The organism is Polyangium sp. y55x31, assembly GCF_029946505.1.
Lineage (GTDB): Bacteria > Myxococcota_A > Polyangia > Polyangiales > Polyangiaceae > Polyangium.
In genome coordinates this window covers 710,940-733,120 of the sequence record NZ_JARZHG010000002.1, presented here as the reverse complement: position 1 = coordinate 733,120, position 22,181 = coordinate 710,940, and the positions used below count along the sequence as shown (strand labels likewise).

Genomic DNA, 22,181 nt, shown 5'->3' with positions numbered 1-22,181 from the left:
ATCACCGCTTCTCTTTCGCCAGCGCCTCCGCGAAGAGCGTGTCGTACCGTCCCCCCACGAATGCCTCCGACGCGAGGACCTGGCGGAGGAACGGAAGGTTCGTCGCAGCCGGCCCGGCGGGGCCCACGAGCTCGAGCGTGGTCTGGGCGAGCGCCTCGTCGAGCCGGGCGATCGCCTCGGCGCGGCTCCGGCCGGACGCGACGATCTTGGCGATCATCGGATCGTAGAAGGGCGTGACCTCCGAGCCCTCCTCGACCCCGGTCTCGATCCGCAGATCGCCGCCGGCCGGGGCCCAGACGAGCTTCGCGATGCGCCCGGGCTGCGGGGCGAACTTTTTCGCGGGATCCTCGGCGTAGACGCGCGCCTCGATCGAGTGCCCTCGCCCCTCGGCCGCGAGCACCTCGGGCGCGAGGCGCTCGCCGGCGGCGACGCGGATCTGCTGCTCGACGAGGTCGATCCCCCAGACCATCTCGGTCACGCAGTGCTCGACCTGGAGCCGCGCGTTGACCTCGAGGAAGAAGATGTCGCCGTCGCCCGAGGCGACGAACTCGACCGTGCCGGCGCCGATGTACCCGACGCTCCGGACGATGCGCTTGGCCTGCTCGAAGAGCTCCTTCCGTTTGGCCTCGCCCGCTTCGCCCTGGAAAAACGGGGCCGGCGAGGGCGACTCCTCCACGATCTTCTGGTGCCGGCGCTGCACGCTGCACTCGCGTTCGCCGAGCGCGACCACGTTCCCGTGCGTGTCGGCCAGGATCTGCACCTCGATGTGCTTGGGCGCGCGCATGTAGCGCTCGAGGTAGACGCGCGCGTCGCCGAACGCGCTCTTGCCGCGATCCGAGCAAGCCGTGAGGGCGCGCGGCAGTTTTCCGAGGTCCTCGACGATCTGCATGCCGATGCCGCCGCCGCCGCCCGCAGCCTTCACCAGGATCGGCAGGCCAATGCGCTCGGCCTCGCGCGTGGCGAACTCGACGTCGTCCGCGCTGATCGGCCCGTCCGTGCCGGGCGGCGGAGACACGTTCACGCGCTTGGCCACCTCGCGCGCCTTGATCTTGTCGCCGAAGGCGTCGAGCGCCTCGGGGCGCGGACCGATGAAGACGATGCCGGCGTCGTTCACCGCGCGGCAGAAGGCCTCTTTTTCGCTGAGCAGGCCGTAGCCCGGGTGGATCGCGCGCGCGCCGGTCTGCTTGGCCGCGGCGATGACCGCCTCGATCGAGAGGTAGCTGTCCTTGACGGGCGGCGGCCCGATACGCACGGCCTCGTCGGCCATGTGGACGTGCGGGGCATTCGCGTCGGCGTCCGAGTAGACGGCGACGACGGGAATCCCGAGGCGCTTGCAGGTACGGGCGACGCGGCAGGCGATTTCGCCGCGGTTGGCGATGAGGATCTTTTCGAACACGGTCCCAGCGATCTGGGCGTGTGCCCGCGGGACGTCAAGAGCGGTCGATTTACGAAGCCGACTTCCTGAATCCTTTGACCTTGGGCTTCGCCCCGAGCAGCACGAGCTGCCCACACGCGGCCGAGACGTCGTCGCCGCGCCGGCGCCGGATGAAGCACGAGTAACCCGCGTCCACGAGGGCCTTCTGGAACGCGAAGACGCGCGCCATCTCGGGTGGACCGAGCGTCGAGGCCTCGATGGGGTTCATCGGGATCAAATTAATCTTCACCGGCACGCCTCGGAGGAGCCGCGCGAGCTTCTTCGCCTCGGCGACGTCGTCGTTTTTCCCGGAGACGAGCGTGTACTCGATCGTGATGCGCCGGCGCCGCTGCATCGGGTAGGCCTTGAGCGCCGCGAGGAGCTCCGCGATCGGGTACTTCTTGTTGATCGGCATCAGCGCCGAGCGGCTCTCGTCGTCGGCCGCGTGGAGCGAGATCGCGAGCGCGATCTGCCCGTTGAAATCACGCCCGAGCCGCTCGATCTCCGGGACGAGGCCCGAGGTCGAGACGGTCACGCGGCGCGTGGAGAGCGCGATCCCGTCGGGGTGCGTGAGCAGCCGGAGCGCGCGGGCCGTGCCGTCGTAGTTGTGCAGCGGTTCGCCCATGCCCATGAACACGACGTTCCGCAGCGCCTCGCCTTCATCGAGCAGCGCGCGTCCGAGCAGGACCTGCGCGACGATCTCCTCCGGCCCGAGGTGCCGCTTCCACCCGGCCACGCCGCTCGCGCAGAACACGCAGCCCATCGCGCAGCCGACCTGCGTGGAGATGCACTGGGTCACGCGGATCTTGCCGCGGAACGCCTCCTCCGCCGCCGCGTCGTCCTCCTCCTCCTCGTCGTCCGCGACGGCCGCGTCGGCGTCGATGTCGGGCTCGGAGCGCGCGCCGGGGCCGCTCACCGCGGGAAGGAGGACCGTCTCGATCGTGGCGCCGTCCTTCAAGCGCACGACGAGCTTGCGCGTGCCGTCGGCCGAGCGATGGACGTGCACGATCTCGGCGATGGAGCCGAGCCCCTCCTCGGCGAGCGAGGCGCGCAGGCGCGCGGACACGTTGGTCATCGCGGCGGGATCGACGACGCCGTGACGGTGGATCCAGCCGAAGATCTGCTTGGCCGCGAAGGCCCGCTCGCCGCGCGAGGTGAGCGCGTCGCGCCATTCTTCGGGGAGGCGCGCGATGGGATGAACGGATGCGGCAGGCTTCACGATGGCGTCGTGGTTAATGCGCGCGAGACGTAGCGGCAAGGGAGCGAACAAGAGTTGCCGCGAGCACAGACTCGAAACGTCGGGATCGGCCGTCGAAACGGCCGAGACGGACCCTCGGGCCCGTTTGCTTTACGGGTGATGGAATCTGTCGTAGCCTGGGTGAATCCCGAAAAAGAACGGACCTAGGGAGTACACCATGGGTGTCAGCTTTTCCCAGGCAGCGCGGCGAGTGGCGACGAAGTATGTCGATGGTTCGTCCCTCGACGCCGCTGTGGAGGTGCTGGGAGCGCGTGCCGACAAGGACATCGACGCGCTGGATTCCGAAGGCAAGGCGAGCCTGATCAGCTTCCTCGTGCGTAACCTCCGCGAGCTCAGCGTGGAAGAGGCCACCGAGCTCGAGCGCAAGCTGCTCCGAGAAATGGGCGCGGTGCCGAAGCCGATGAAGACGGTCGTCGTGAAGGACGACATCTCGGTGATCACCCTGCGCAACTACGTCCGGTACCTCTGCGTCTACCTCGGGATGGAGTGGAACCGAGGCATGCTTCTGCAGTCGGCCGTCTCGGATCTCGCCCGCTTCGCGCTCACCCGTGGCGCAGGGACGTTCGAGATCTCGGCCGCGCGCGAGAAGGTGAGCTTCCGCGTGCACATCGATGGTCAGGTCGCGATCGGCGGCGCGTGGCTCTCCACGTCGAACGAGCCGCTGCTTGCCGGCGTGCGCAACCTCGCGCGAGGGCTCCGGAGCACGTCGGGCGCGCAAGGGTCGCAGCTCGAGTTCGACGTCGAGTGGGCGGCCGTCGCCTGATCGTCGGGCTCGCCTCGCGGCTCTTGCGAACAAGGGGAAGAGAAAAACGTCATGGGGATCGTGCTGGACTTGTTCGCGCTTCCGCGGGCCGAGCGCTCGCGGACGCGCAAGCTTCGTAACGCGTTTTTCAGCGCATACTTGGAGAAGAACCCCGACACGCATCGCGTCGAGGTCGATCTCGTGCGGGACGCGGAGAAGCTGCCGGCCTGGGACGAGTGGGACGTCCAGACCAAGTTCGAGATGCTGTACGGCGAGGGCGAGCTCGACGAGGAGATGGCCACGCGCTGGAACGCGCTCAGCCGGTGGACCGATCAGCTCCACCAGGCGAACCTGATCGTGCTCTCCACGCCCATGTGGAACCTCTCGGTCCCGTGGCAGCTCAAGCGCTGGATCGACGCGGTCGTGCAGGCGCGCCTCACATTCGAGGTGCAGAAGGGCGAGTTCAAAGGCCTGCTCGGCGGGCGCCCCGTCGTCCTGCTCGTGTCGCGCGACGGCGCGTATCCGCCGGGATCGCCCTTCGCTTCGTGGGATTTTCAGGTGCCATACCTCAAGACGATCCTCGGGCTCATGGGCCTCGGCCCGTTCCACGAAATCATCGCGGAGCCGATGGGCCTCGGCGGCCCGCAGGTCGCGAAAGAGGCGCTCGAAGCAGCCATCGGTCGCGCCGGCGAGCTCGCCAAGTCGCTCTGAAGATTCCCTCACCCTGAGCCCCTCTCCCTCGCGGAGAGGGGAGCATCAAGGCGCTGAAGCCGGGTTCTTCGGCGCCCGTTTCACCCGCTCCAGGCTCTGCGTGCTGAAGTAGACGTGCGCCGCGTCCACCGCGACGTAACACGGCCGATCCTGGCCGCTCGCGAGGACCGTCGGCTCACCGCCCGCGAGGGGCTGCTTCAGGATGCGCCCGCGCACGCTCGCGCCCGCCCCAGTGATCTCGCCCGGATCCGACCAGTAGACGGACTCGCCGTCGATCGCCATCGAGCACATGCGGCTCTCGGCGACCGCGACGTCCAGCGCGGGGCCGCCTTTGACGGGCGCGCTGCGCACCGTGGCGCGCGTCCCCTCGAGATCCTTCGCGGAGATCCAGTACAGGTTCGTCCCGACGACCGTGATGCGTTTGACGCGGTCCTGGCCATACGAGATGACCTCGATCGGGCCGCCGCCGATCGGCATCCGCACGACCTCGCCCTGCTTGTTCACGTCTTGCCGCGCCCAGTACACGTGCGTCGCGTCCACGGCGAGCCCAGTCGGCGCGCGCTCGCCCGCCGCGAGCACCTTGTGCGCCCCGCCCGCGAGCGGCGCGCGTGCCACGAAGCCGTCCATGTAATCGCGCTCCACGGTGCCGCCGTCGATCCAGTACGCGTGCGTCGCAGAGACCGCCACCGCGCTCGGCAGCACGAGCCGCGAGGCGAGCACGCGCGGCTCGCCCGATCCATCGAGCGGGAAGGCCGTGATCGTGCCTTGCCCGTCGGTCATGAGGCCGCCCCCGTCCGCGACGACGAGCACGTCCTTACCGAGCGCGACGTCGAGCGGCATGCGCCCCGATCCAAGTACGATTTCCGCGCCGCCCGCCACGGGCACCGCGAGAATCTGCTGCCCGAGGAGCGACTCGCCGAAGTAGACGCGGGTCCCATCGGTCGCGAGGCCCGCGATGAGGGCCTTGCCCTGCGAGACCACGAGATCCCCGGGCTGCGCCGGCGCGCGCGTGCCGAGCATGCCCCGATCCTGGATGATCGGTCGCTCGAGGTACGGGTTCGGCATTCCAAACGTGTCCACGGTGGGGCGTTCGTCCACCACGCAGCGGGTGTAGAAAAACACGGCCTGCGTAACGACGACCATGGCGAGGACGGCCCAGCGCCACGAGCGCGCCGGCGCGGGCGGAGGGGGGGGCGAGGCGTTCACGCGCGGCATGGTAACCGGCCTCTGGCGCGCCTGGGCGGGATACGAGGACGGACCACGTGGGCCGCGCGTGCTACGGGTTCGTCATGGCCAGGCCTTTTGATCCCGTCGTCGTGCCCCCGCTCGAAGAGCAGCGCGGTCAGACCTTCCCCCGCCTCGTCGAGCTCATGCAACGCCTGCTCGCGCCGGATGGCTGCCCCTGGGACAGAAAGCAGTCGTTCGAGACGCTGCGCAAGTACGTGCTCGAAGAGGCGTGCGAGGTGATCGACGCGATCGACGCGGGCGATCGCCAAGAGCTCCGCGGCGAGCTCGGCGACCTCTTGCTGCAGGTCGTGTTCCAGGCGGAGCTCGGGCGCGCGGAGGGGGCGTTCGGGCCGGACGACGTGGTCGCCGCGATTTGCGAGAAGCTCGTGCGGCGGCATCCGCACGTCTTCGCGGACATGACCGTGGAGGGCGCGGACGAGGTCCTGCGCAACTGGGAGCTCATCAAGGCGAAGGAGCGCGCGGACAAGCCCGAACAAGGGATCTTGTCGGGCGTGCCGCGCAGCTTGCCGGCGCTCGTGCGGGCGCAGCGCATCGGCGAGAAGGTCGCGCGTGTGGGCTTCGACTGGCCGGACGTCGCGGGATCACGGGCCAAGGTGGCCGAGGAGATCCGCGAGCTCGACGAGGCGATCGCGACGGGCGACACGGGAGCGATCGAGGCGGAGCTCGGCGATGCGCTCTTCGCGCTGGTGAACCTCGCGCGGCACGTGAACGTGGACGCCGAGAGCGCGCTGCGCCGCACGATCGACAAGTTCACGCGCCGCTTCGACCATGTCGAAGCCCGCGTTCGCGAGCGCCATGGCGGCTGGCCCGATCCGGGCGGGGAGGATCACCTCACGCTCGAGGAGCTCGACGTCTACTGGGAGGAGTCCAAGAAATCGGGTAGGTAAAGCGCATGTCCGAACAGGTCCTCTTGGTCGAGCACGAAGGCCCCGTCGCCGTCGTCACGTTGAACAGGCCCCGGGCGAAGAACGCGCTCGACAACGAGCTGCTCGGCGCGCTTCTCGAGACGCTGCCGCGGCTCGGCGCGGACGCGTCGGTGCGCGCGGTGCTGCTCACGGGCGCGGGCGGCGCGTTCTGCGCGGGCGCCGATCTCAAGAACGCAATGGGCAGCTTGCAGGCCGCGGGTGGCCTCGACGCGATCATGGATCGCTATCACGGGATCATTCGCGCGATCGTGAACGCGCCGAAGCCGTTCATCGCGATGGTCGAGGGCCCGGCTGTGGGCTTTGGTTGTGACCTCGCGCTCGCGTGTGATCTCCGGATGCTCGGCCAGGATGCGTACCTGGAGGAGAGGTTCGTGAAGATCGGGCTCATGCCGGACGGCGGCGGATCGTTCTGGTTGCCGCGCCTCATCGGCCTTGGGCGCGCGATGGAGCTCATGCTCACGGGCGATCGCGTCACGGCGGATCGCGCGCTCTCGCTTGGCCTTGCGAACCACGTGCTCCCCGCGTCCGATCTCCGCGCCGAGACGATGAAGCTCGCCGCGCGCCTCGCGAAGGGCCCGCCGCTTGCGTATGCCGAGATCAAGCGCGCCGTCCGCTCGAGCCTTGGCAGCACCATCGACGAGGCGCTCGATCGCGAGAAGGCTGGGCAGGTGAAGCTCCTGCAGTCGGCCGACTGCATGGAGGGCGTGCTCGCCTGGATGGAGAAGCGCGACCCCTCGTTCCAGGGCAAATAATCCCGCCTGCATCGACCGCATCGCGGTCGATGCACCCTTGGTCCAGGGCTGCGCCCTGGTCCGGGTCGAGGGGCGGACAGCCCCTCGTCGGGTCCGGGGTGAAACCCCGGCGAGGCGCCTCCAACGCGCTAATGCAAACGCCGCCCGAGTTCCTGCACGTTGATCTCTGCGAACACGCCGTAGTGATCGGAGGCTGCGACGCCGTCGTGGAGCTCGGTCATCACGACCTCGGCTGAGAGCGGCTTGCCGCGGCCTGTGCCGAGCTCGGGCCCGCGCACGAGGATGTAGTCGATGCGCCGCGGGAACTCGTGCGTCAGCGCGGCGTATGGGTTCCTCTCCGAGTCGAACGTGTAGCCCGGGGGCGCGCCGAGGTGCTCGAAGCAGTCGGTGAAGTGCACGCTCTTGCCTCCGAGCGACTGGAGCCCGAGCAAAAAGCGCATCTCGGCCGAGTGTGACACCGCGTTGAAGTCGCCCACGAGAATGGCCGGGAGATCCGCGCCGATCGGGGTCTCGTGCATCACGTACTCGGCGATGGAGACCACCTGGGACTCGCGTGCCACGCCGTCGTGGAACTTCCAGTTGAGGTGTGTCACGAAAAACGGGAGCGTCCCTGCGGGCGTGCGGATCTTCGTGTGGAGGAGCGCGCGTCGCTCCTCGTCGCCGGCCGTGGGCAGCGGGCACACGATGCGTTTTTCGATCGGGAAGCGCGAGAGGACGGCGTTGCCGAAGTGCATGCCGTCGCCGAGATCGTGGGCCATGCCGAAGGCGGCGTCGTAGCCGAGGCCTTCGCGGATCTCGTCGGCTTGCGTGCGGTCGTTGTAGAGGATGACCTCTTGCAGTCCGATGACGTCCGGGGAGAGACGGCGGATGCCCTCGCGGATGAGCTCGAGCCGCCGCTCCCAGGGACCCTTCTTGTTCCAGATGTTGAGCGTGAGGACGCGCAGCCGTTCCATGCTCCTCTCGGGCTACGTCACGATGGCGGCTCAGGCGAGCGGCCGAGGGGGCGTCGCGCGGCGTAATTTTTTCGGACTCCGAGCGTGCGTGCGTGCGCGGCCTCCTTGGCCGACCGAGACGTGCGCGCCGAGCCGTGGTAGCAAGGCGCTCGGAACGGGGTTTGGGGCGTAGCTCGGCTCGTCCGAGCGGGCCCCAAGCGTCGAAGGGAAAGGACGGAGGCGATGAAACGCGTCGTGACCCTGGGAGCCCTGGCCTTCTTGGCCCTTTTCTCGTCGCTCGGGTGTTCGAGCAAGATGGACCCGAAGGAGTGCGACAAGATCCGCGGGGAGGCCTACGACCTCCTCAACAAGGCGCAGCACTGCAACGTCGACGCGGACTGCAAGCAGAGCGCGTGGCCCGGCTGCGCCAAGCCCGTGAATGGCCAGACGATCGACACGATCAAGCCGATGGCCGAGAACTACAAGAAGGGCCAGTGCGAGGAGCCCGAACTCAAGTGCGCCACGCCGACGCCCGAGAGCTACTGCAAGCAGGGCCTCTGCGTGCACCGCGAAAAGGGCATGACCGAGGGCGCGGGCGCGCCGGCCGGCGACATCATCGTCAAGTGACGCAACTCAGGATCCCGTGATGGAAGCGAGCTCGTTTTACGCAGGCAAGCGCGTGGTCGTGACCGGCGCGGGGGGTTTCATCGGGAGCCACCTCGTGGAGGCCCTCGTGCGCGAGGGCGCGAATGTGCGCGCGCTCGTCCGCTACACGTCGAGCTCGCAGCGCGGACACCTCGATCGCGTCCCGTCGAGCGTGCTCGCGCATGTGGAGGTCGTCCTCGGCAACGTCGAGGATGGCGCCTGCGTGCGCAAGCTCGTGCGGGGCGCGGACGTGGTCTTCCACCTCGCCGCGCTGATCGGGATCCCCTACTCGTACGTGGCCCCGCACCAGTACGTCGCGACGAACGTGTCGGGCACGTTGAACGTGCTCGAAGCGGCGCGCGAGCACGGCGCCCGCGTCGTGCACACGTCGACGAGCGAGACGTACGGATCGGCGCGGTATGCGCCGATCGACGAGGCGCACCCGCTCACGGGGCAGTCGCCCTACTCGGCCACGAAGATCGGCGCGGACAAGCTCGCGGAGAGTTATTTCCTCTCGTTCGGCACGCCGGTCGCCACGATCCGCCCCTTCAATACGTATGGCCCGCGCCAGTCGTCGCGCGCGTTCATCCCGAGCGTGATGAAGCAGCTCGCGGCCGGCCGTGACGTCGTGCGCGTGGGCAGCACGCGGCCGAAGCGCGACCTCAACTTCGTGGGCGACACCGTGGCGGGGTTTCTCGCGGTCGGCGCGAGTGATCGCGCCCTCGGGCAGGTCATCAACGTGGGCAGCGGCCGCACGATCTCCATGGGGGATCTCGCCGAGCTCATCTTCCAGGTCTCGGGCAAGCCGGCCCGTCTGGAGACGGACGACGCGCGCGTGCGGCCCGACGCGAGCGAGGTCGAGCTCCTGCTCGCCGATTGCCGCAAGGCCAAGGAGCTCGTCGGATACGAGCCGCGCGTGACCCTCGAAGAGGGCCTCGAGAAGACGTGGGCGTACGTCCTCGAGCGCATCGCCGATTATCGGCCGGACGAGTACGCGATCTGATCGGATCCGAACATGTGGAAGATTCCCCTCTGCGACCTTCATTTCGGCCCTGAAGAGACCCAGGCCGCGGCCGACGTCGTGGCCTCCGGCTGGCTCACGATGGGCGAGCGCACGCAGGCCTTCGAGCGCGCGCTCGGCGAGGCGTTCGGCACGACGGGCGTGCTCGCCATGACGAACTGCACGGCCGCGCTGCACCTCGCTTACCTCGCCGTGGGCGTGGGCCCCGGCGACGAGGTGATCTGCCCGAGCCTCACGTTCGTGGCGACGGCGAACGCCGCGCTCACGACGGGCGCGAACGTCGTGCTCGCCGACATCGTCGGGCCGGACGATCTCACGATCGATCCCGCGGACGTCGAGCGGAAGATCACGAAGCGCACGAAGGCGATCACGGTCGTGCATTACGCCGGCTACCCGTGCGACATGGACGCGATCCTCGCGATCGCCGAGAAGCACGGCGTCGCGGTGATCGAGGACGCGGCGCACGCGCCGCTCGCGACCTGGAAGGGCCGCGCGCTCGGGACGATCGGCGACGTCGGCTGCTACAGCTTCTTCTCGAACAAGAACCTCTCGACCGGCGAGGGCGGCGCGGTCGCCGCGCGCACGGAGGAGCTTCGCCAGCGCTGCAAGCTCCTGCGATCGCACGGGATGACCACGCTCACGCTCGATCGCCACAAGGGGCACGCGTTCTCCTACGACGTGGTCCTCGCGGGGCAGAACTATCGCATCGACGAGATCCGCAGCGCGATCGGCCTCGTGCAGCTCGGCCGCCTCGCCGAGGGCAACCGCATGCGCCGCGCGGTCGTGACGCGGTACCGCGAGCGCCTCGCCGCGATCAGCCGCGTGAGCATCCCGTTCCGCGATTTCGAGGCGCGCGGGGTGGGGGAGGGCGCCTACCACATCATGCCCGTGCTCCTGCCCGAGGGCGCGCCGCGCGAGGCCGTGATGGCGGCCATGAAGGCGCGCGGCATCCAGACGAGCGTGCATTACACGCCGATCCACGCCTTCTCTTTCCACGGCTCGACCGAGCGTGTGCGCTGCGAGGGCCTCGCGCGCACGGACGCGTTCGCCCCGCGCGAGCTCACGCTCCCGCTCTACCCGCGCATGACCGACGCGCAGGTCGACGAGGTCGTGGCGGCGCTCGACGCGTCGCTGCGAGACGTTTTCCCGGGCTGAACGCGAACGCTCCGGGCTCAGAACACGCCGAACGACTGATCTTCCTCGAAGCGGACCACGTAGTGCGGCAGCCCCTTGGCGAGGCGGCCGAGCGTGGCCGTGAGCTGCCGCTCGCCGAGCGTGGTCATGCGCTCGTAGAGGCGCTCGCGATCGGCGCGCACGAGGCCCGTCGCCTTCTGCATGGTCATGAACACGGCGATCTGGCGGCGCAGGAACGCGGTCACGTCGGGGTGCGCCACGAACATCTGCGTCGCGCCGCAGGCGGGGGACACGAGTGGTACGAGCGTGAACGGATAGACCTCCTCTGCGAGGCGCACGCTCACCACCGCGCCCTCCTGATGGCCGCCGCCGAGCACCACGAACTCGGCCTCGGTCGAGCCGCTCCAGCGCATCGTGTAGTAGGCCCGGAGGAATGCGCGCACGAGATCCTGCCGCACGCCGTACTCCTCGCCGTTCTGGAACATGAGCCGGAGGTGGCCGCAGCCGATGTGATCAGGGACGATCAGGTGCTCCAGGATCAGCGGCTGCAAGGGCTCGGGCGGACGGGCCATGTACTTGCGCCAGCCTGGGCCTTGCGTCTCCCGCGGCGGCAGCACGTCCGCGAGGCGCGGATCGGCGCGCATGGACAGGATCATCTTGTTCAGCGCGTGCGTGTCCGTGTGCAGGTAGAGGTGCCCGAACGTGTCGAGGTACCGCTCCAGGATCGCGCCCAGCGTGCCCTCGCCGATCGGCCGCCCCGTGACGAGCTCGGTCGCGGCGAGCGCGAGCAAGAGCTCGCCCGCGTCGCCGCCGGGCGTGCCCACGACGCCGTGATCGTCGCGGCCGTCGACGCACGAGATCTTCCCGTGCGTGAGGAACGCGCTCATCTTCACCCAGCGCACCGATCGGGGATCCCCGACGTGGCCCTCGATCTCCGCGAGCGCGAGCGGCCTCGTTCCGCCTTCGGAGGGCGAGTAGATCCCCGGGTTCCAGGCGAGCGTCTCGATCGTACGCGTTCGAAACGACGGGTCGCGCGTGGTCGCATATCCCGCGTTCCTCCACGCGAGCATCCCGCCTTCCATCGAGGCCACGAACGTCATCCCGCGTGCTTCGAGCAGCTTCGCCGCCGTCGCCGATCGATCCCCGGACCGCGAGATCAGAATGACGAGCGCGTTTTGCGGGAGCACGTCCGCGATTCGCTCCACGTCCTTCGTCGGCACCCAGCGCACGCCCGGCACGTGTCCGAGCGGGCCTTCGAGATCGGCCTCGTCGCGCACGTCGACGAGCTCGACGAGGCGGCCTTGCGACACGACGAACGAGGGCGGGAGCGTCGGTATGCCGCTCTCCGTTCGCCGGATCTCGGTGACCCAGTTCGTCCGGAGGAGCCGCACCGGCGGCGGCTCGGCTTGCGGCTGCGGGGGCGTGCCTTCGGGCGTGCTCATGGGTGATCCTTCGATCCTTCCTGGGCGGCCGTTTTTCCGCGGCGGCGCCCTCAAAGCAGAATGCTGATCTTGCCGTTCGTGGTCGGCGTGATGGCGGGCGGGAGATCCGTCTCGCCGAGGGCCTGACGCAGGTTGATCTCGATGTTGCGTGTGATGCTCATGAGCGGCAGCGCGTTCGGGCCCGTGGTGAACGGGTCCTCGAGGAACCTGCCGATCGTGTCGAGCACGAGGAACATGAGGGTCACGGCCATCACCACGATCGTCGTCAGTGCGCCGAGGTGCTCGACGAGCCCGAAGGGCAGGACGTAGCAATAGGCCCGCACGCTCCGGTGCGTGAAGACGCGGTATCCCGCGGGGATCGGCGTGTTCTTGATGCGCTCGCATCCGCCTTGCAGGCCGATGAGGTCCACGAGCGTCGCGTCGATGCGCAGCAGTCGCTCCTCGCTGAGCAGGCCCGCCCTCCGCGCGAAGGCGAGGCGCTCGCCGTTCGTCTGCATCAGCGCGACGGGCACGTTTTTCTGCTGCGCGAGGGCCGCGAGCTCGTCCGCCGGGAGGAACGGCGCGAGGCCCTCCAGCGCGTTTTGCTGCCGCAACACGGCGCGCAGCGCGTGCACGTAGGCGATCTGCCGGTAGAGGATCTCTCTCTTCAGCGCGGCCGCGAGCGTGTCGTCGCCGGGCGCTGCGCCCGAGGTGGGCTCGGCGACGCCGGGTTCGAGCAGCGTCGTCGTTTGCCGGGCGAGGGCGCGCGAGGCGTTGACGATGCCGCCCCAGAGCTTGCGCCCCTCCCACCAGCGATCGTACGAGGCGTTGTTCCGGAAGCCGAGCAGGATGGCGAGCGCCACGCCGACGATGGAAAACGGCGTCGGCGAGAAAGGCACCCGCACGCCGAGCAGCGCGTCCGCGAGGTACAGACCGAGCGCCACCGCGAACACGACCGCGAGGTGAGGCGCATGCATCCGGAGGATGTTCAGCCAGGGGAGCGTGTTGCTGATGACCATGCGGATCGTTCGTTGGGGTCCGAAGGATCCGTGGTTTTCTTCTCTCTTGCAATCGGCGCGGCGGCCGCGCGCCCTTTCGTTTTCCTCGTGGAGAAGCTTCGGCTTTCACGAGGCTACCCTTCGGGGCGGGTCGAGGATATAAGGGCCCCCTTCCCGAGGGACGACGCCGATGAAGAATAAGAAATACCGCTGCCTCGTGTGCTCCCACGTCTACGATCCGGCGATCGGTGATCCGGACAGCGGCGTCGCTCCGGGCACCGCGTTCGAGGACCTCAAGGACGACTGGTATTGTCCCGAATGTGGTGCCTCGAAGGCTGATTTCGAGCCGATGGACGATTGAACTGCGATAACGTCATCGGCCGGCTCGTGCGCTCTGGGCGTGCGGGCCATGGCTTCACACATGGCAAGATCCCGGCGAGGCCTCCGCGAGGCGGACCTTGACGGGGCTTTTCGACGTCGGCTAGGATCGGCTCGTTACTTACCATCTAAAGGTTATAGAGGATACACCACCGACACCCCTCGTCGGTGCTGCCGACGAAAGGCTGGTCGAGGCTGGCCGGTCGTCGAGCGGGCGAGCAGCCAAGAGAGTGGCTGTGATACGGAAAGGAACGGCGCATTCGAATGGACGTATCGATCCGGCCTCGCTGCGCGCGTTCCGCGCGGAGTCTGTCTCCGCGAGGGTGTTCGCCCGGGAAGACGCGGAGGAAGTCGGGGTTTGTCCCCGTACCGAAGCCTGCTGATCGTGGTACCCTCGTGACCGATTGCCGGAAAGGGAGGTTTGCGTGAAAAAGTCCAGCTGGGCTTCGAGCTTCTCGCTCGCGATCTCGGCGCTCCTCGCTGCCACGGCGTATGCCGCGTGCACCGATTCGTATCGGGACCCGGAGGCGTCTGGCGCCGGCACGGGTCCTGGAGGGCCCGGGGGAACGGGGGGCGACGGCGGCTCCGGCGGCGTCATCATCGACACCGACAGCGGCGTCGGCTGCGATGACACGTGCTCGAACGACCTCACGGCGGTCGTCGATTGTTATGGCCAGGTCAAGGTGCAATGCACCCCGGACCAGGGCTGCGCGAATGCGAAGTGTATCGACAACCCCTGCCAGGCCGCCGAGGAGTCGAAGAGCTCGTACGGCTGCGATTACTGGGCGCTGAAGACGGCGCTCCGGCCGCAGGCGGACGGCGCCTGTTTCGCGGCATTCGTGGCGAATACCTGGTCGAAGCCGGTGCACCTCGAGGTCTCGCGCAAGGGCTCGACGCTCGATCCGGCGACGTTCGCGTTCATCCCGAGCATCGGCGCGAACGGCACGATCCAGTACGACCCCTACAACGCGGCGACGGGGATCGACGTGGGGCAGGTGGCGATCCTGTTCCTGTCGCGCAAGTCGCAGGGCGCGAGCGTCGTCGACTGCCCGAAGCCCGCGGCGCTGAACCTCGAGACCGGCGTGATCGACACGGGCAAGGGCGACGCCTTCCACATCACCACGGACTACCCCGTCGTGGCCTACCAGATCTCGCCGTACGGCGGCGGTCAGGCGTACGTCACCTCGGCCACGCTGCTGCTCCCGACGAGCGCTTGGGACACCAACTATCTCGCGATCAACGCGTACAAGGCGAGCGAGGTCTTCAGCGACGCCTGGCCCTCGATGGCGATCCTCGCGCATCAGGACAACACGAAGGTCACGCTCCTGCCGAACGTGGCGGTCGTCGGCGGCGGCGGCATCCCCGCGTCCGAGGCGAACAAGCCCGTCGAGTACATGCTGAACGCGGGCCAGTTCCTGCAGATCACGCAGCCCCAGGAGCTCACGGGCAGCCCCATCGGCTCGGACAAACCCGTGGCCGTGTTCGGCGCGTCGAAATGCATGAACGTGCCGTCGATGCAGGACGACTGCGATTCGGGCCAGCAGCAGCTCGCGCCGGTGCGCGCGCTCGGCAACGAATACGTCGCGGTGCGGTACAAGAGCCGGTCGGGTTCGTCGGAGGAGTCGTCGCTCTGGCGGCTCGTCGGCGCGGTCGACGGGACGGTCCTCACCTGGACGCCCACGAAACCCGCGGGCGCGCCCGCGATGATCAACCAGGGCCAGGTCCTCGAGTTCGAGGATCCGGGGCCGTTCGTGGTGCGCAGCCAGGACGCGCAGCACCCGTTCTACTTCGGCGCCTACATGACGGGCGGCGCGCCGTTCGCGAACGTCGGCGATCCGGACTGGGTGAACGTGGTGCCGCCGCAGCAGTTCCTGAAGCGCTACGTGCTCTTCACGGACCCGACGTACCCGGAGACGAGCCTCGTCGTGGTGCGTGTCAAGTCGAAGACGACCGGCGAGTTTGCCCCCGTCACGCTGAAGTGCAAGGGCGAGCTCGACGGGTGGCAGCCCGTCGGCGACTACGAGTTCACCCGCGTGGACCTCGTGAAGGGTGATTTCCAGGGTGTCGACGGCTGCACGAACGGGCCGCAGGAGATGTCGAGCGCGCTGCCCTTCGGCGCCACCGTCTGGGGCTGGGGCACGACGCAGCAGACGCTCCGCGTTTCGTACGCCTATCCGGCGGGCGCCGGATTCCTGCCGATCAACGAGATCGTCGTTCCGCCGACGCCGAAGTGACCGTCCATGACGCCAGGGTGGCCTTGCGTGAAGGGAGGGCGCGCAACGGCCACCCGGTCTGGCCGGGACAATGATACAGAGGACATCGCGTGATGGTTCGACGACATACGGGACCCGCATGGGCAACGCGGGCGAAAAAGACCCTTCTGCCCGGCGCTAGCCTCCTTGCCACCTTGCTCGTGCCCCTCGCGGCGCACGCGCAGGACAAGACGTTTTACCTCGACCGGCTGCAGATCGGCGGTGCGCCTGCCGACGGCCTCGCGATCTGGCGGCCCGAGATCGGTCAGACGCGCCTCTACGGTCAGTTCGGGCTCGGCTTCTCGCTGAACCCGCTTCGCGTCGACAACCACGTCGACAACATCGACAAGGCCCAGACGCTCAAAGGCGCGCCTGTCGCCAACCAGCTCGCGGCGTACCTCACGGCCGGCGCCGAGATCCTCGAGCGCGGCGCGGTGCAGGTGACGCTCCCGCTCGCGCTCTACCAGAGCGGCAGCCCCACCGGCAACTCGACGGCCGGGCTCAACCAGAATGTCAACATGCAAGCCTTCGCGCCGATGGATCTGCGGCTCGATGGCCGCTTCCTCGTGTTCCGCACGGAGGACAAGTCCTTCAAGCTCGGCCTGCGCGCGTCGGTCTTCTTGCCGACCGGCGACGAGTTCTCCTTCGGCGGCGACAAGGAGACGTGGGGCAGCGTCGGCATCGCCACCGAGTACGACGCGAAGAAGTTTTTCATTGCGCTGAACGCGGGGTTCGCCATCCGGCCCACCGCGAAGCTGCACGAGCTCACGGTCGGCCGCGAGCTCACGTACGGCGTCGGCGGCTACGTGCCGCTCATGCAGGATCGCCTGCGCATCGGGGCCGAGCTCTTCGGCTCCGTGGGCATGCTGCCCGAGACGCTCGGCGAGCTCGACGCTTCGCCGCTCGAGTGGTCGCTCTCGGGTCGCATGGCGCTCGACGCGAAGAAACTTTCGTGGGCGGGTCTCTCGGTCGGCTCGCGCCTCACGGGCGGCTACGCGCCCGACATGCGCATCGTCGCGGTCGTCGGCGGTGCCTTCCAGCTCAAGGACACCGAGGTCGGCGCTGGCTCGGCGCGTTACCAGTTCCGCGACGACGTCGACACGGACAAGGACGGCTTCCCGGACCTCGTCGACATGTGCCCCGTCGACAAGGAAGACAAGGCGCCGCCGAACCCCGACGACGGCTGTCCGACGATGTCCGATCTCGACAAGGACGGCATCCCCGACAACGTCGACAAGTGTCCGGCCGTCCCCGAGGACAAGGACGGCATCGACGATCGCGACGGCTGCCCCGAGGACGACGCCGATCAGGACACGGTGCCCGACGCCGAGGACAAGTGCCCGAAGGAGCCGGGCATGCGCGGCGACGATCCCGAGAAGGAAGGTTGCCCGCAGTTCGTCCGCCGCATCAGCGGATCGAGCGAGATTCAGATCACGAAGCAGGTCGAGTTCGAGTTCGACAGCAACGTGATCTTGCCGAAGAGCTACCCGATCCTCGACGAGGTCGTGCGCCTGCTCAAGGCGAACCCCGAGATCAAGCTCGTCAGCGTCGAAGGCCACACCGACGACGTCGGCAAGCCCGAGTACAACGACAAGCTCTCGGCGAACCGCGCCGCAGCCGTGCGTGACTACCTGATCAACAAGGGTGGCATCGCGGCGAGCCGGCTCCAATCGAAGGGCTTTGGCGCGCGCAAGCCGGTCGCGAGCAACGTGTCGGCCGAGGGGCAAGCGCGCAACCGTCGCGTCGAGTTCCACATCGTCACGCAGGCGATCGAGGGGCGGTGAGCCTCGCCCGGGGCGCGCGCGGTCGGCCCTTCGGGCGCGCGCTCGTCCTCGGGGTCGTCCTCGCCGCCGCGGGGCAGGGGAGCTCGGAGAGCCTGCCTGAAGCGCAGGCCGACGATCGGATCGTGCTCGGCGTCGATCGCGACGACGACGATCTCGATGGTCGGCCCGACGCCGAGCAGGACGTCGTCGCGCCGTCGACGGACCTGTTCGATCTCGCGTTGCCCAAGGGCAAGGATCGAACGATCGAGGTCCGCGGCGACGTGGCGCGCCTGCTCGTCGATGGGCGGCCGTTCGCGGGGAGCGTGATCCCCGCGGGCGCGAAGCGTGTCGCGCTGCAAGCCGTGCGGGCGGGGCGCGGCGAGGTGAAGGCGTTCGGACGAACGCGTACGATCGCGGCGATCGACGTGCGGCCTGTCGATGGGCAGGGTCGTTTCGTGGATCCGGCGCGCTCGCACGCTTCGCTCGAGCGCACGCCGCCGGAGCGGCTGCCCGCGGATCCGTATTCGAACACCACGAACCCCGATGCGGTGCGGTTCGTCGTCGTGGCCACGCCGGACGATCTGCCGCCGGTCGTGCGCGTGACGGGCCGCGCGCCGTCGGGCGCGATCGTCGATCGGCTCGATCCCTTGATGCTCGGCGCGGTTCCATGTCCCGACGGCGTGGGCGCGTCGCTCAGGTGCGCCTCGACCGCGCCGATCCGCGTGGTGCCGGACGAGATCGATCGGAACCACCCGACGGTGCGGGATCGATCGGTGCGCGCGGAGCTCGGCGGCGCGGTGGAGCTCGCGCTGGTCAGCGAGGCGCGCAAGCTCGGAGGCCTGCGCATCGCGGGACCACGCGTCTCGCCGCTCGGGCCGCTCGTGCGATATCGGGGCGTGCTGCGCGTGTTTCTCGTGCGTCCGCGGCCCGGCGGGCCGCCGCCCGTGGGCGGAGACGACGCGGGCGCGGTGGCGCTCGCGCGCGCGGACGTGGCGCAGGCGAGCACGCTCTGGGGCGCGTGCGGCGTGAGCTTCGGGCCGCCCGCCGAGACGGAGATCACGATCGTGGATCCGCCGCGCCCGCACCTCGTGGCGCTCGGCTGTGATCATGGCTTGCCCGCGGCGGGCGGCGGCAAGGTGCGCGTGCGCGTGGACGGGCGCGAGGTCGCGGCGGCGCTCGAAAAAGGCACGACGCCCGCGGGCGCGGCGCGCGTGCTCGCGACGGCGATCGCCGCGGCAGGGTTTGTGGCGCGCGTCTCGGACAACGCGACGATCGCGGCGGGCGCGCGCGGCAGCTCCGATGTGCTCGTGCGGCGCAAGAGCGGCGAGCCGGCGCTCGTCGAGCCGCCCGCGTCGGGGCCGGTCAGCACGGACGCGCTGCTCACGGCGTGCATCGGGCGCGTCGAGCTGGAAGACGGGCTGCAGCACTTCAACGACATCGACGCGATCGCGGGCACGGTCGAGGAGCGCGCGCTCATCAAGGCGCTCGACGACGGGGACCCATCGACCATCGAGGTGATCGTGGTGCCGAATTTCGCGGGCAGCGGCCGCATCGGCGAGAGCTTCATCGGCGCCGACGGCGGCGCGGTGCGCAACGTGCTCATCACGGATCGCGCCGCGCTCCGGGCCGACCGCGCGAGCTTCGCCCTCGCGCACGAGCTCGGGCACGTGCTGCTCGATGATCCTGGTCACCCTGACGATTTCGGCCGCGACACGCCCACGCGGCTCATGGACGCCGATGCCGCGAACGGGACGGCGTTCGGGCCGCGGCGTCTGCTCGTCGACGAGTGCACGCGCGCGCTTCGGCAGAGTGGCCCGACGGCGGCCGTACCCCTCCTCCGCCCGTGGCCGCTCTCGCCGCTCGGCAAAGAACGCTGAGGGACGCGAGCGACCGAACGCGAGAGATTCGGCGGGTCAACGAGCTTCGACCCGTGCTAGACGATGTCCCTCGCAATGTCGGTCAGCCAGTCGAGGGCCCTCGCCGGGGGTATCGCGCTTTACCTCGCCGCGTTCGTGGTGCTCTCGATCGCGCTCGTGCGGCTGTTCTCTGCCTTGCTGGGCCCGCACTTCGAGCTCGTGTGGCTCGCGCTCCTGCCGCTCGGGCTCGGCCTCGGGGCGTGGTTCGGCTCGCTCGTGCGGGGCATCGGGAAATCGCCGCGCAGCGCCGCGCCGGTCGCACATTTCGCCGCGCTCTCCGCGGGCGCGATGGCCGTCTCGGTCGTGGTCGGGGTGCGCGCTCGCTCCGTGGACACCTTCGATCGCGCGGCGCTCGGCCAGCTCGCGATCTTCCTCGGCACCTCGCTCCTGCCGTTCCTCCTCGCGGGCGTGACGCTCACGGGCGCGCTCGGCGTGGCGCGGCGGCGCGTGGCCGACGTCGGCAAGAGCGGGCTCCTCGGCGCGGCGTGTGGCGTCGTCGTGGCGGCGTTCGTCCTGCGGTTCGGGCCTGCGCGGGTGGGGCTCGGCGCGGCGATCGCGGCGAGCCTCGCGGCGGCGCTGTTCGCGGTCGCGGCGCGGCGTGAGATCGTCGAGGCCGAGGGCGAGGGTTCGTCCGGGGAAGCGGAGCCGCCGCGCGTCCACCTCGGGGTCGTCACGACGTTCGTGCTCGGCTGCTCGGTGCTCCTCGCGGGCGAGATCGGCGCGCCGTACCTCAAGCTCGCGGCGATCCGGTGGATCCAGATCGAGCGCGTCTCCTTCCAGCACTGGACGAACCACGCCCTGCTCACCGTGGACAAACCCTCGGCGGGCGCCGCGTGGCTGCGCGCCGACGGGACGATGGGCACGCAGATCTACGACGGCAAGCAGATGCCGCCGGCCACGCCGGACGAGCTCGGCTACGTGCTCCACAAGGACAAGGGGCCCGTGCTCGTCGTGGGCTCGGCCGGCGGGCGCGAGCTCAGGTCCGCGCTCCGTCAGAACCAGAAAGAGATTCACGCGGTCGAGGCGGACCCGGCGATCGTGCACGAGGTGATGCGCGGCGAGTCGCGCGCGTGGAGCGGAGAGCTCTACGACAAACCCGAGATCCGGGTCGCGATCGAGGGGCCACGCGGATACGTGCGGCGTCCTCCCGTGCCGTATCGCAGCATCGTCGTCGGATACTTCGACGCCTTCGCGCCTTCGCCGGTCGGCGCCGTCGCGGCCACGCCGAGCCCGCTCTTCACGACGCAGGCCGTGCGAGATCTCATCCTCGCGGTCGTCCCCGAGGGCACCGTGACGCTCTCGCGGCCGGAGGTGGAGGCGGATCGGCTCGTCGCGCTCGTCACGAGCGCGCTGCGCGAGACGGGGGCAGAGGCGCCCGCGACGCACCTCTTCGGCTGCACGAAGGACCGGATCAGCACGGTCCTCGTCAAGCGCACGCCGCTCCGCGCCGAGGAGCTCACGAACCTCCGCTCGCACTGCCGGCGGCACAAGTTCGCCGAGCTGCTCATGGCGGAGGCGCCAAAAGGTAACCTCCGTCGCTCGATCGTCGAGGGCGCCGATCCGGCCGAGCTCTCGGCGCGGCAGGGCACGGATCTCCGGCCGCCGACGGACGATCGTCCCTTCTGGTTCTCCACGGTCGCGCCGGGAGACCTGAAGAAGACGCTGCTCGACGTGCGCGGGCTGAAGGAGAACCAGCGCGGGCTCTTGACGATCGCCGCCGGCCTCGTGGTGACGGCGCTCGCGGCGTTCGTCGCGCTGCTCGGGCCGCTCGTGGCGGCGCGGCGGACGCTCGAGGGCGCTTCCCGCGGGTCGATCCTGCGCGCCGCGCTCGCGCTCGGTTTTTCCGCGGCGAGCATCTCGCTCATCGGCGGGGCGCTGATCCCGCGGCTCGGCGCGGTCGTGGGCCGGGCGGATCTCGTGGCGCTCGTCTTGCCGCTCGTCTTTTTGCTCGCGCTCGGCGTGGGCTTCGGGCTCGGGCATCGGCCCGGGGACGTGGGCGCGCAGGGCGCGGCGCAGCGCTGGTCGCTCGCGCTCGTGTTCGTCCTCGCGCCCCTCGCGATGGGCCTCGATCCGGCGCTCGGCTTGGCCCTCGGGCTCACGCTGCCGGCGCGGCTCGGCGTCGCCGCGGCGATCCTCTCCGTGATCGGCCTCGGCCTCGGCGCGCTCCTCGCGCTCGGCGCGCGCATCGCTTCCTCGATCGCCGATCGCGCGCTTCCCCTCGCGATGGCCGTCGCCGGATCGTTCGCCGCGTTCGCGCTTTTCGGCGGCACTCTGCTCGCGCTCCGCCTCGGCTACAGCGCGGCCGTGCTCTGCGGAGGCGCCTCGGTGCTGCTCGCCGCCGTGCTCGTCCCTGCGGCGCGGCGGCCGACCCGGCTCGCGGAGCCCCGCCCCGAGCCTCTGCCCGGCGACCGCGTCACGCCCACCAGCGAACGCCCGACCGTGCCCGAGATCGATCTGCCCCAGGGCGCCTCGGCCCATTCCAGCTAGATTTTCGTCTCCCCAAAAACCGACATCCCCACAGGGGATTGCTCTCCGGACGTGGGGCTTTTTGGCGCGCGCGGGGTAGGATCGGGCAGGAGAGCAGGCAGCGGCTCGGGGGGGACGCTGCTGCTCTCGCGAGCGAGGGGCGCACCGATCGTGCCTCTCGCTCGTTTTGCGTTTGTCAGGACA

Annotated in this window: 18 protein-coding genes; 12 read left to right on the top strand and 6 right to left on the bottom strand. The window is 69.5% G+C overall.

The window, feature by feature from the left end; all coding sequences use genetic code 11:
* Position 1: 1 nt before the first annotated feature.
* Both QHF84_RS06060 and rlmN read right to left on the bottom strand, forming a co-directional pair.
* On the bottom strand, positions 2-1,396 hold the full coding sequence (locus tag QHF84_RS06060; protein WP_281312217.1) for a biotin carboxylase N-terminal domain-containing protein: 1,395 nt from the start codon (positions 1,394-1,396) through the stop codon (positions 2-4).
* A 49-nt stretch (positions 1,397-1,445) separates the two neighbouring features.
* A complete protein-coding gene (gene rlmN, locus QHF84_RS06055) occupies positions 1,446-2,633 on the bottom strand; it encodes a 23S rRNA (adenine(2503)-C(2))-methyltransferase RlmN (RefSeq protein ID WP_281312216.1) in 1,188 nt (395 codons plus the stop codon).
* 196 nt (positions 2,634-2,829) lie between these two features.
* On the opposite strand from rlmN, the gene QHF84_RS06050 reads away from it, so the two are divergent.
* Together QHF84_RS06050 and QHF84_RS06045 are read left to right on the top strand one after the other, a co-directional pair.
* Entirely contained in the window at positions 2,830-3,435 is a 606-nt protein-coding gene (locus QHF84_RS06050; protein WP_281312215.1) for a hypothetical protein, read from the top strand.
* A gap of 51 nt (positions 3,436-3,486) precedes the next feature.
* Positions 3,487-4,125 carry an NAD(P)H-dependent oxidoreductase gene (locus tag QHF84_RS06045; RefSeq protein ID WP_281312214.1) on the top strand — a complete coding sequence of 213 codons (639 nt, stop codon included), beginning with the start codon at positions 3,487-3,489 and terminating at the stop codon, positions 4,123-4,125.
* 45 nt (positions 4,126-4,170) lie between these two features.
* Here QHF84_RS06045 and QHF84_RS06040 read toward each other — a convergent pair whose 3' ends face one another.
* Positions 4,171-5,331: a hypothetical protein gene (locus QHF84_RS06040; RefSeq protein WP_281312213.1), complete on the bottom strand. Its 1,161-nt coding sequence runs from the start codon at positions 5,329-5,331 to the stop codon at positions 4,171-4,173.
* Between the two features lie 83 nt (positions 5,332-5,414).
* On the opposite strand from QHF84_RS06040, the gene mazG reads away from it, so the two are divergent.
* Together mazG and QHF84_RS06030 are read left to right on the top strand one after the other, a co-directional pair.
* Positions 5,415-6,260 (top strand): nucleoside triphosphate pyrophosphohydrolase, encoded by an 846-nt coding sequence (gene mazG, locus QHF84_RS06035; protein WP_281312212.1) that lies wholly within the window; start codon positions 5,415-5,417, stop codon positions 6,258-6,260.
* A gap of 5 nt (positions 6,261-6,265) precedes the next feature.
* The gene (locus QHF84_RS06030; protein WP_281312211.1) at positions 6,266-7,051 is read left to right on the top strand and encodes an enoyl-CoA hydratase; all 786 of its coding nucleotides are present in this window, start codon (positions 6,266-6,268) and stop codon (positions 7,049-7,051) included.
* 128 nt (positions 7,052-7,179) lie between these two features.
* Here the strand turns inward: QHF84_RS06030 and QHF84_RS06025 are convergent, their stop codons facing one another.
* Positions 7,180-8,004 carry an endonuclease/exonuclease/phosphatase family protein gene (locus tag QHF84_RS06025; protein ID WP_281312210.1) on the bottom strand — a complete coding sequence of 275 codons (825 nt, stop codon included), beginning with the start codon at positions 8,002-8,004 and terminating at the stop codon, positions 7,180-7,182.
* A 222-nt stretch (positions 8,005-8,226) separates the two neighbouring features.
* On the opposite strand from QHF84_RS06025, the gene QHF84_RS06020 reads away from it, so the two are divergent.
* From QHF84_RS06020 to QHF84_RS06010, 3 genes are read left to right on the top strand one after another with little or no spacing between them, the layout of a single operon-like run.
* Positions 8,227-8,610, top strand: coding sequence for a hypothetical protein (locus QHF84_RS06020; protein WP_281312209.1), 384 nt, complete (start codon positions 8,227-8,229; stop codon positions 8,608-8,610).
* A gap of 19 nt (positions 8,611-8,629) precedes the next feature.
* A complete protein-coding gene (locus QHF84_RS06015) occupies positions 8,630-9,631 on the top strand; it encodes a GDP-mannose 4,6-dehydratase (RefSeq protein WP_281312310.1) in 1,002 nt (333 codons plus the stop codon).
* A gap of 12 nt (positions 9,632-9,643) precedes the next feature.
* Complete coding sequence (locus QHF84_RS06010) at positions 9,644-10,804, top strand: DegT/DnrJ/EryC1/StrS family aminotransferase (protein WP_281312208.1); 1,161 nt, start codon at positions 9,644-9,646, stop codon at positions 10,802-10,804.
* A gap of 17 nt (positions 10,805-10,821) precedes the next feature.
* On the opposite strand, the gene QHF84_RS06005 is transcribed toward QHF84_RS06010, so the two are convergent.
* Together QHF84_RS06005 and QHF84_RS06000 are read right to left on the bottom strand one after the other, a co-directional pair.
* Positions 10,822-12,225: a rhodanese-like domain-containing protein gene (locus QHF84_RS06005; protein ID WP_281312207.1), complete on the bottom strand. Its 1,404-nt coding sequence runs from the start codon at positions 12,223-12,225 to the stop codon at positions 10,822-10,824.
* Between the two features lie 50 nt (positions 12,226-12,275).
* Complete coding sequence (locus QHF84_RS06000) at positions 12,276-13,223, bottom strand: bestrophin family ion channel (RefSeq protein ID WP_281312206.1); 948 nt, start codon at positions 13,221-13,223, stop codon at positions 12,276-12,278.
* Between the two features lie 169 nt (positions 13,224-13,392).
* Between QHF84_RS06000 and rd the strand changes: the two genes are divergently transcribed.
* From rd to QHF84_RS05975, 5 genes are all read left to right on the top strand, one after another.
* Positions 13,393-13,563 carry a rubredoxin gene (gene rd, locus QHF84_RS05995; RefSeq protein WP_281312205.1) on the top strand — a complete coding sequence of 57 codons (171 nt, stop codon included), beginning with the start codon at positions 13,393-13,395 and terminating at the stop codon, positions 13,561-13,563.
* A 442-nt stretch (positions 13,564-14,005) separates the two neighbouring features.
* Positions 14,006-15,814: an IgGFc-binding protein gene (locus QHF84_RS05990; protein WP_281312204.1), complete on the top strand. Its 1,809-nt coding sequence runs from the start codon at positions 14,006-14,008 to the stop codon at positions 15,812-15,814.
* A gap of 179 nt (positions 15,815-15,993) precedes the next feature.
* Positions 15,994-17,616: an OmpA family protein gene (locus QHF84_RS05985; protein ID WP_281312309.1), complete on the top strand. Its 1,623-nt coding sequence runs from the start codon at positions 15,994-15,996 to the stop codon at positions 17,614-17,616.
* Entirely contained in the window at positions 17,613-19,472 is a 1,860-nt protein-coding gene (locus QHF84_RS05980; protein WP_281312203.1) for a hypothetical protein, read from the top strand. The genes QHF84_RS05985 and QHF84_RS05980 overlap by 4 nt, the downstream gene beginning before the upstream one ends.
* 63 nt (positions 19,473-19,535) lie before the next feature.
* Entirely contained in the window at positions 19,536-21,998 is a 2,463-nt protein-coding gene (locus QHF84_RS05975) for a hypothetical protein (RefSeq protein WP_281312202.1), read from the top strand.
* Positions 21,999-22,181: the final 183 nt, after the last annotated feature.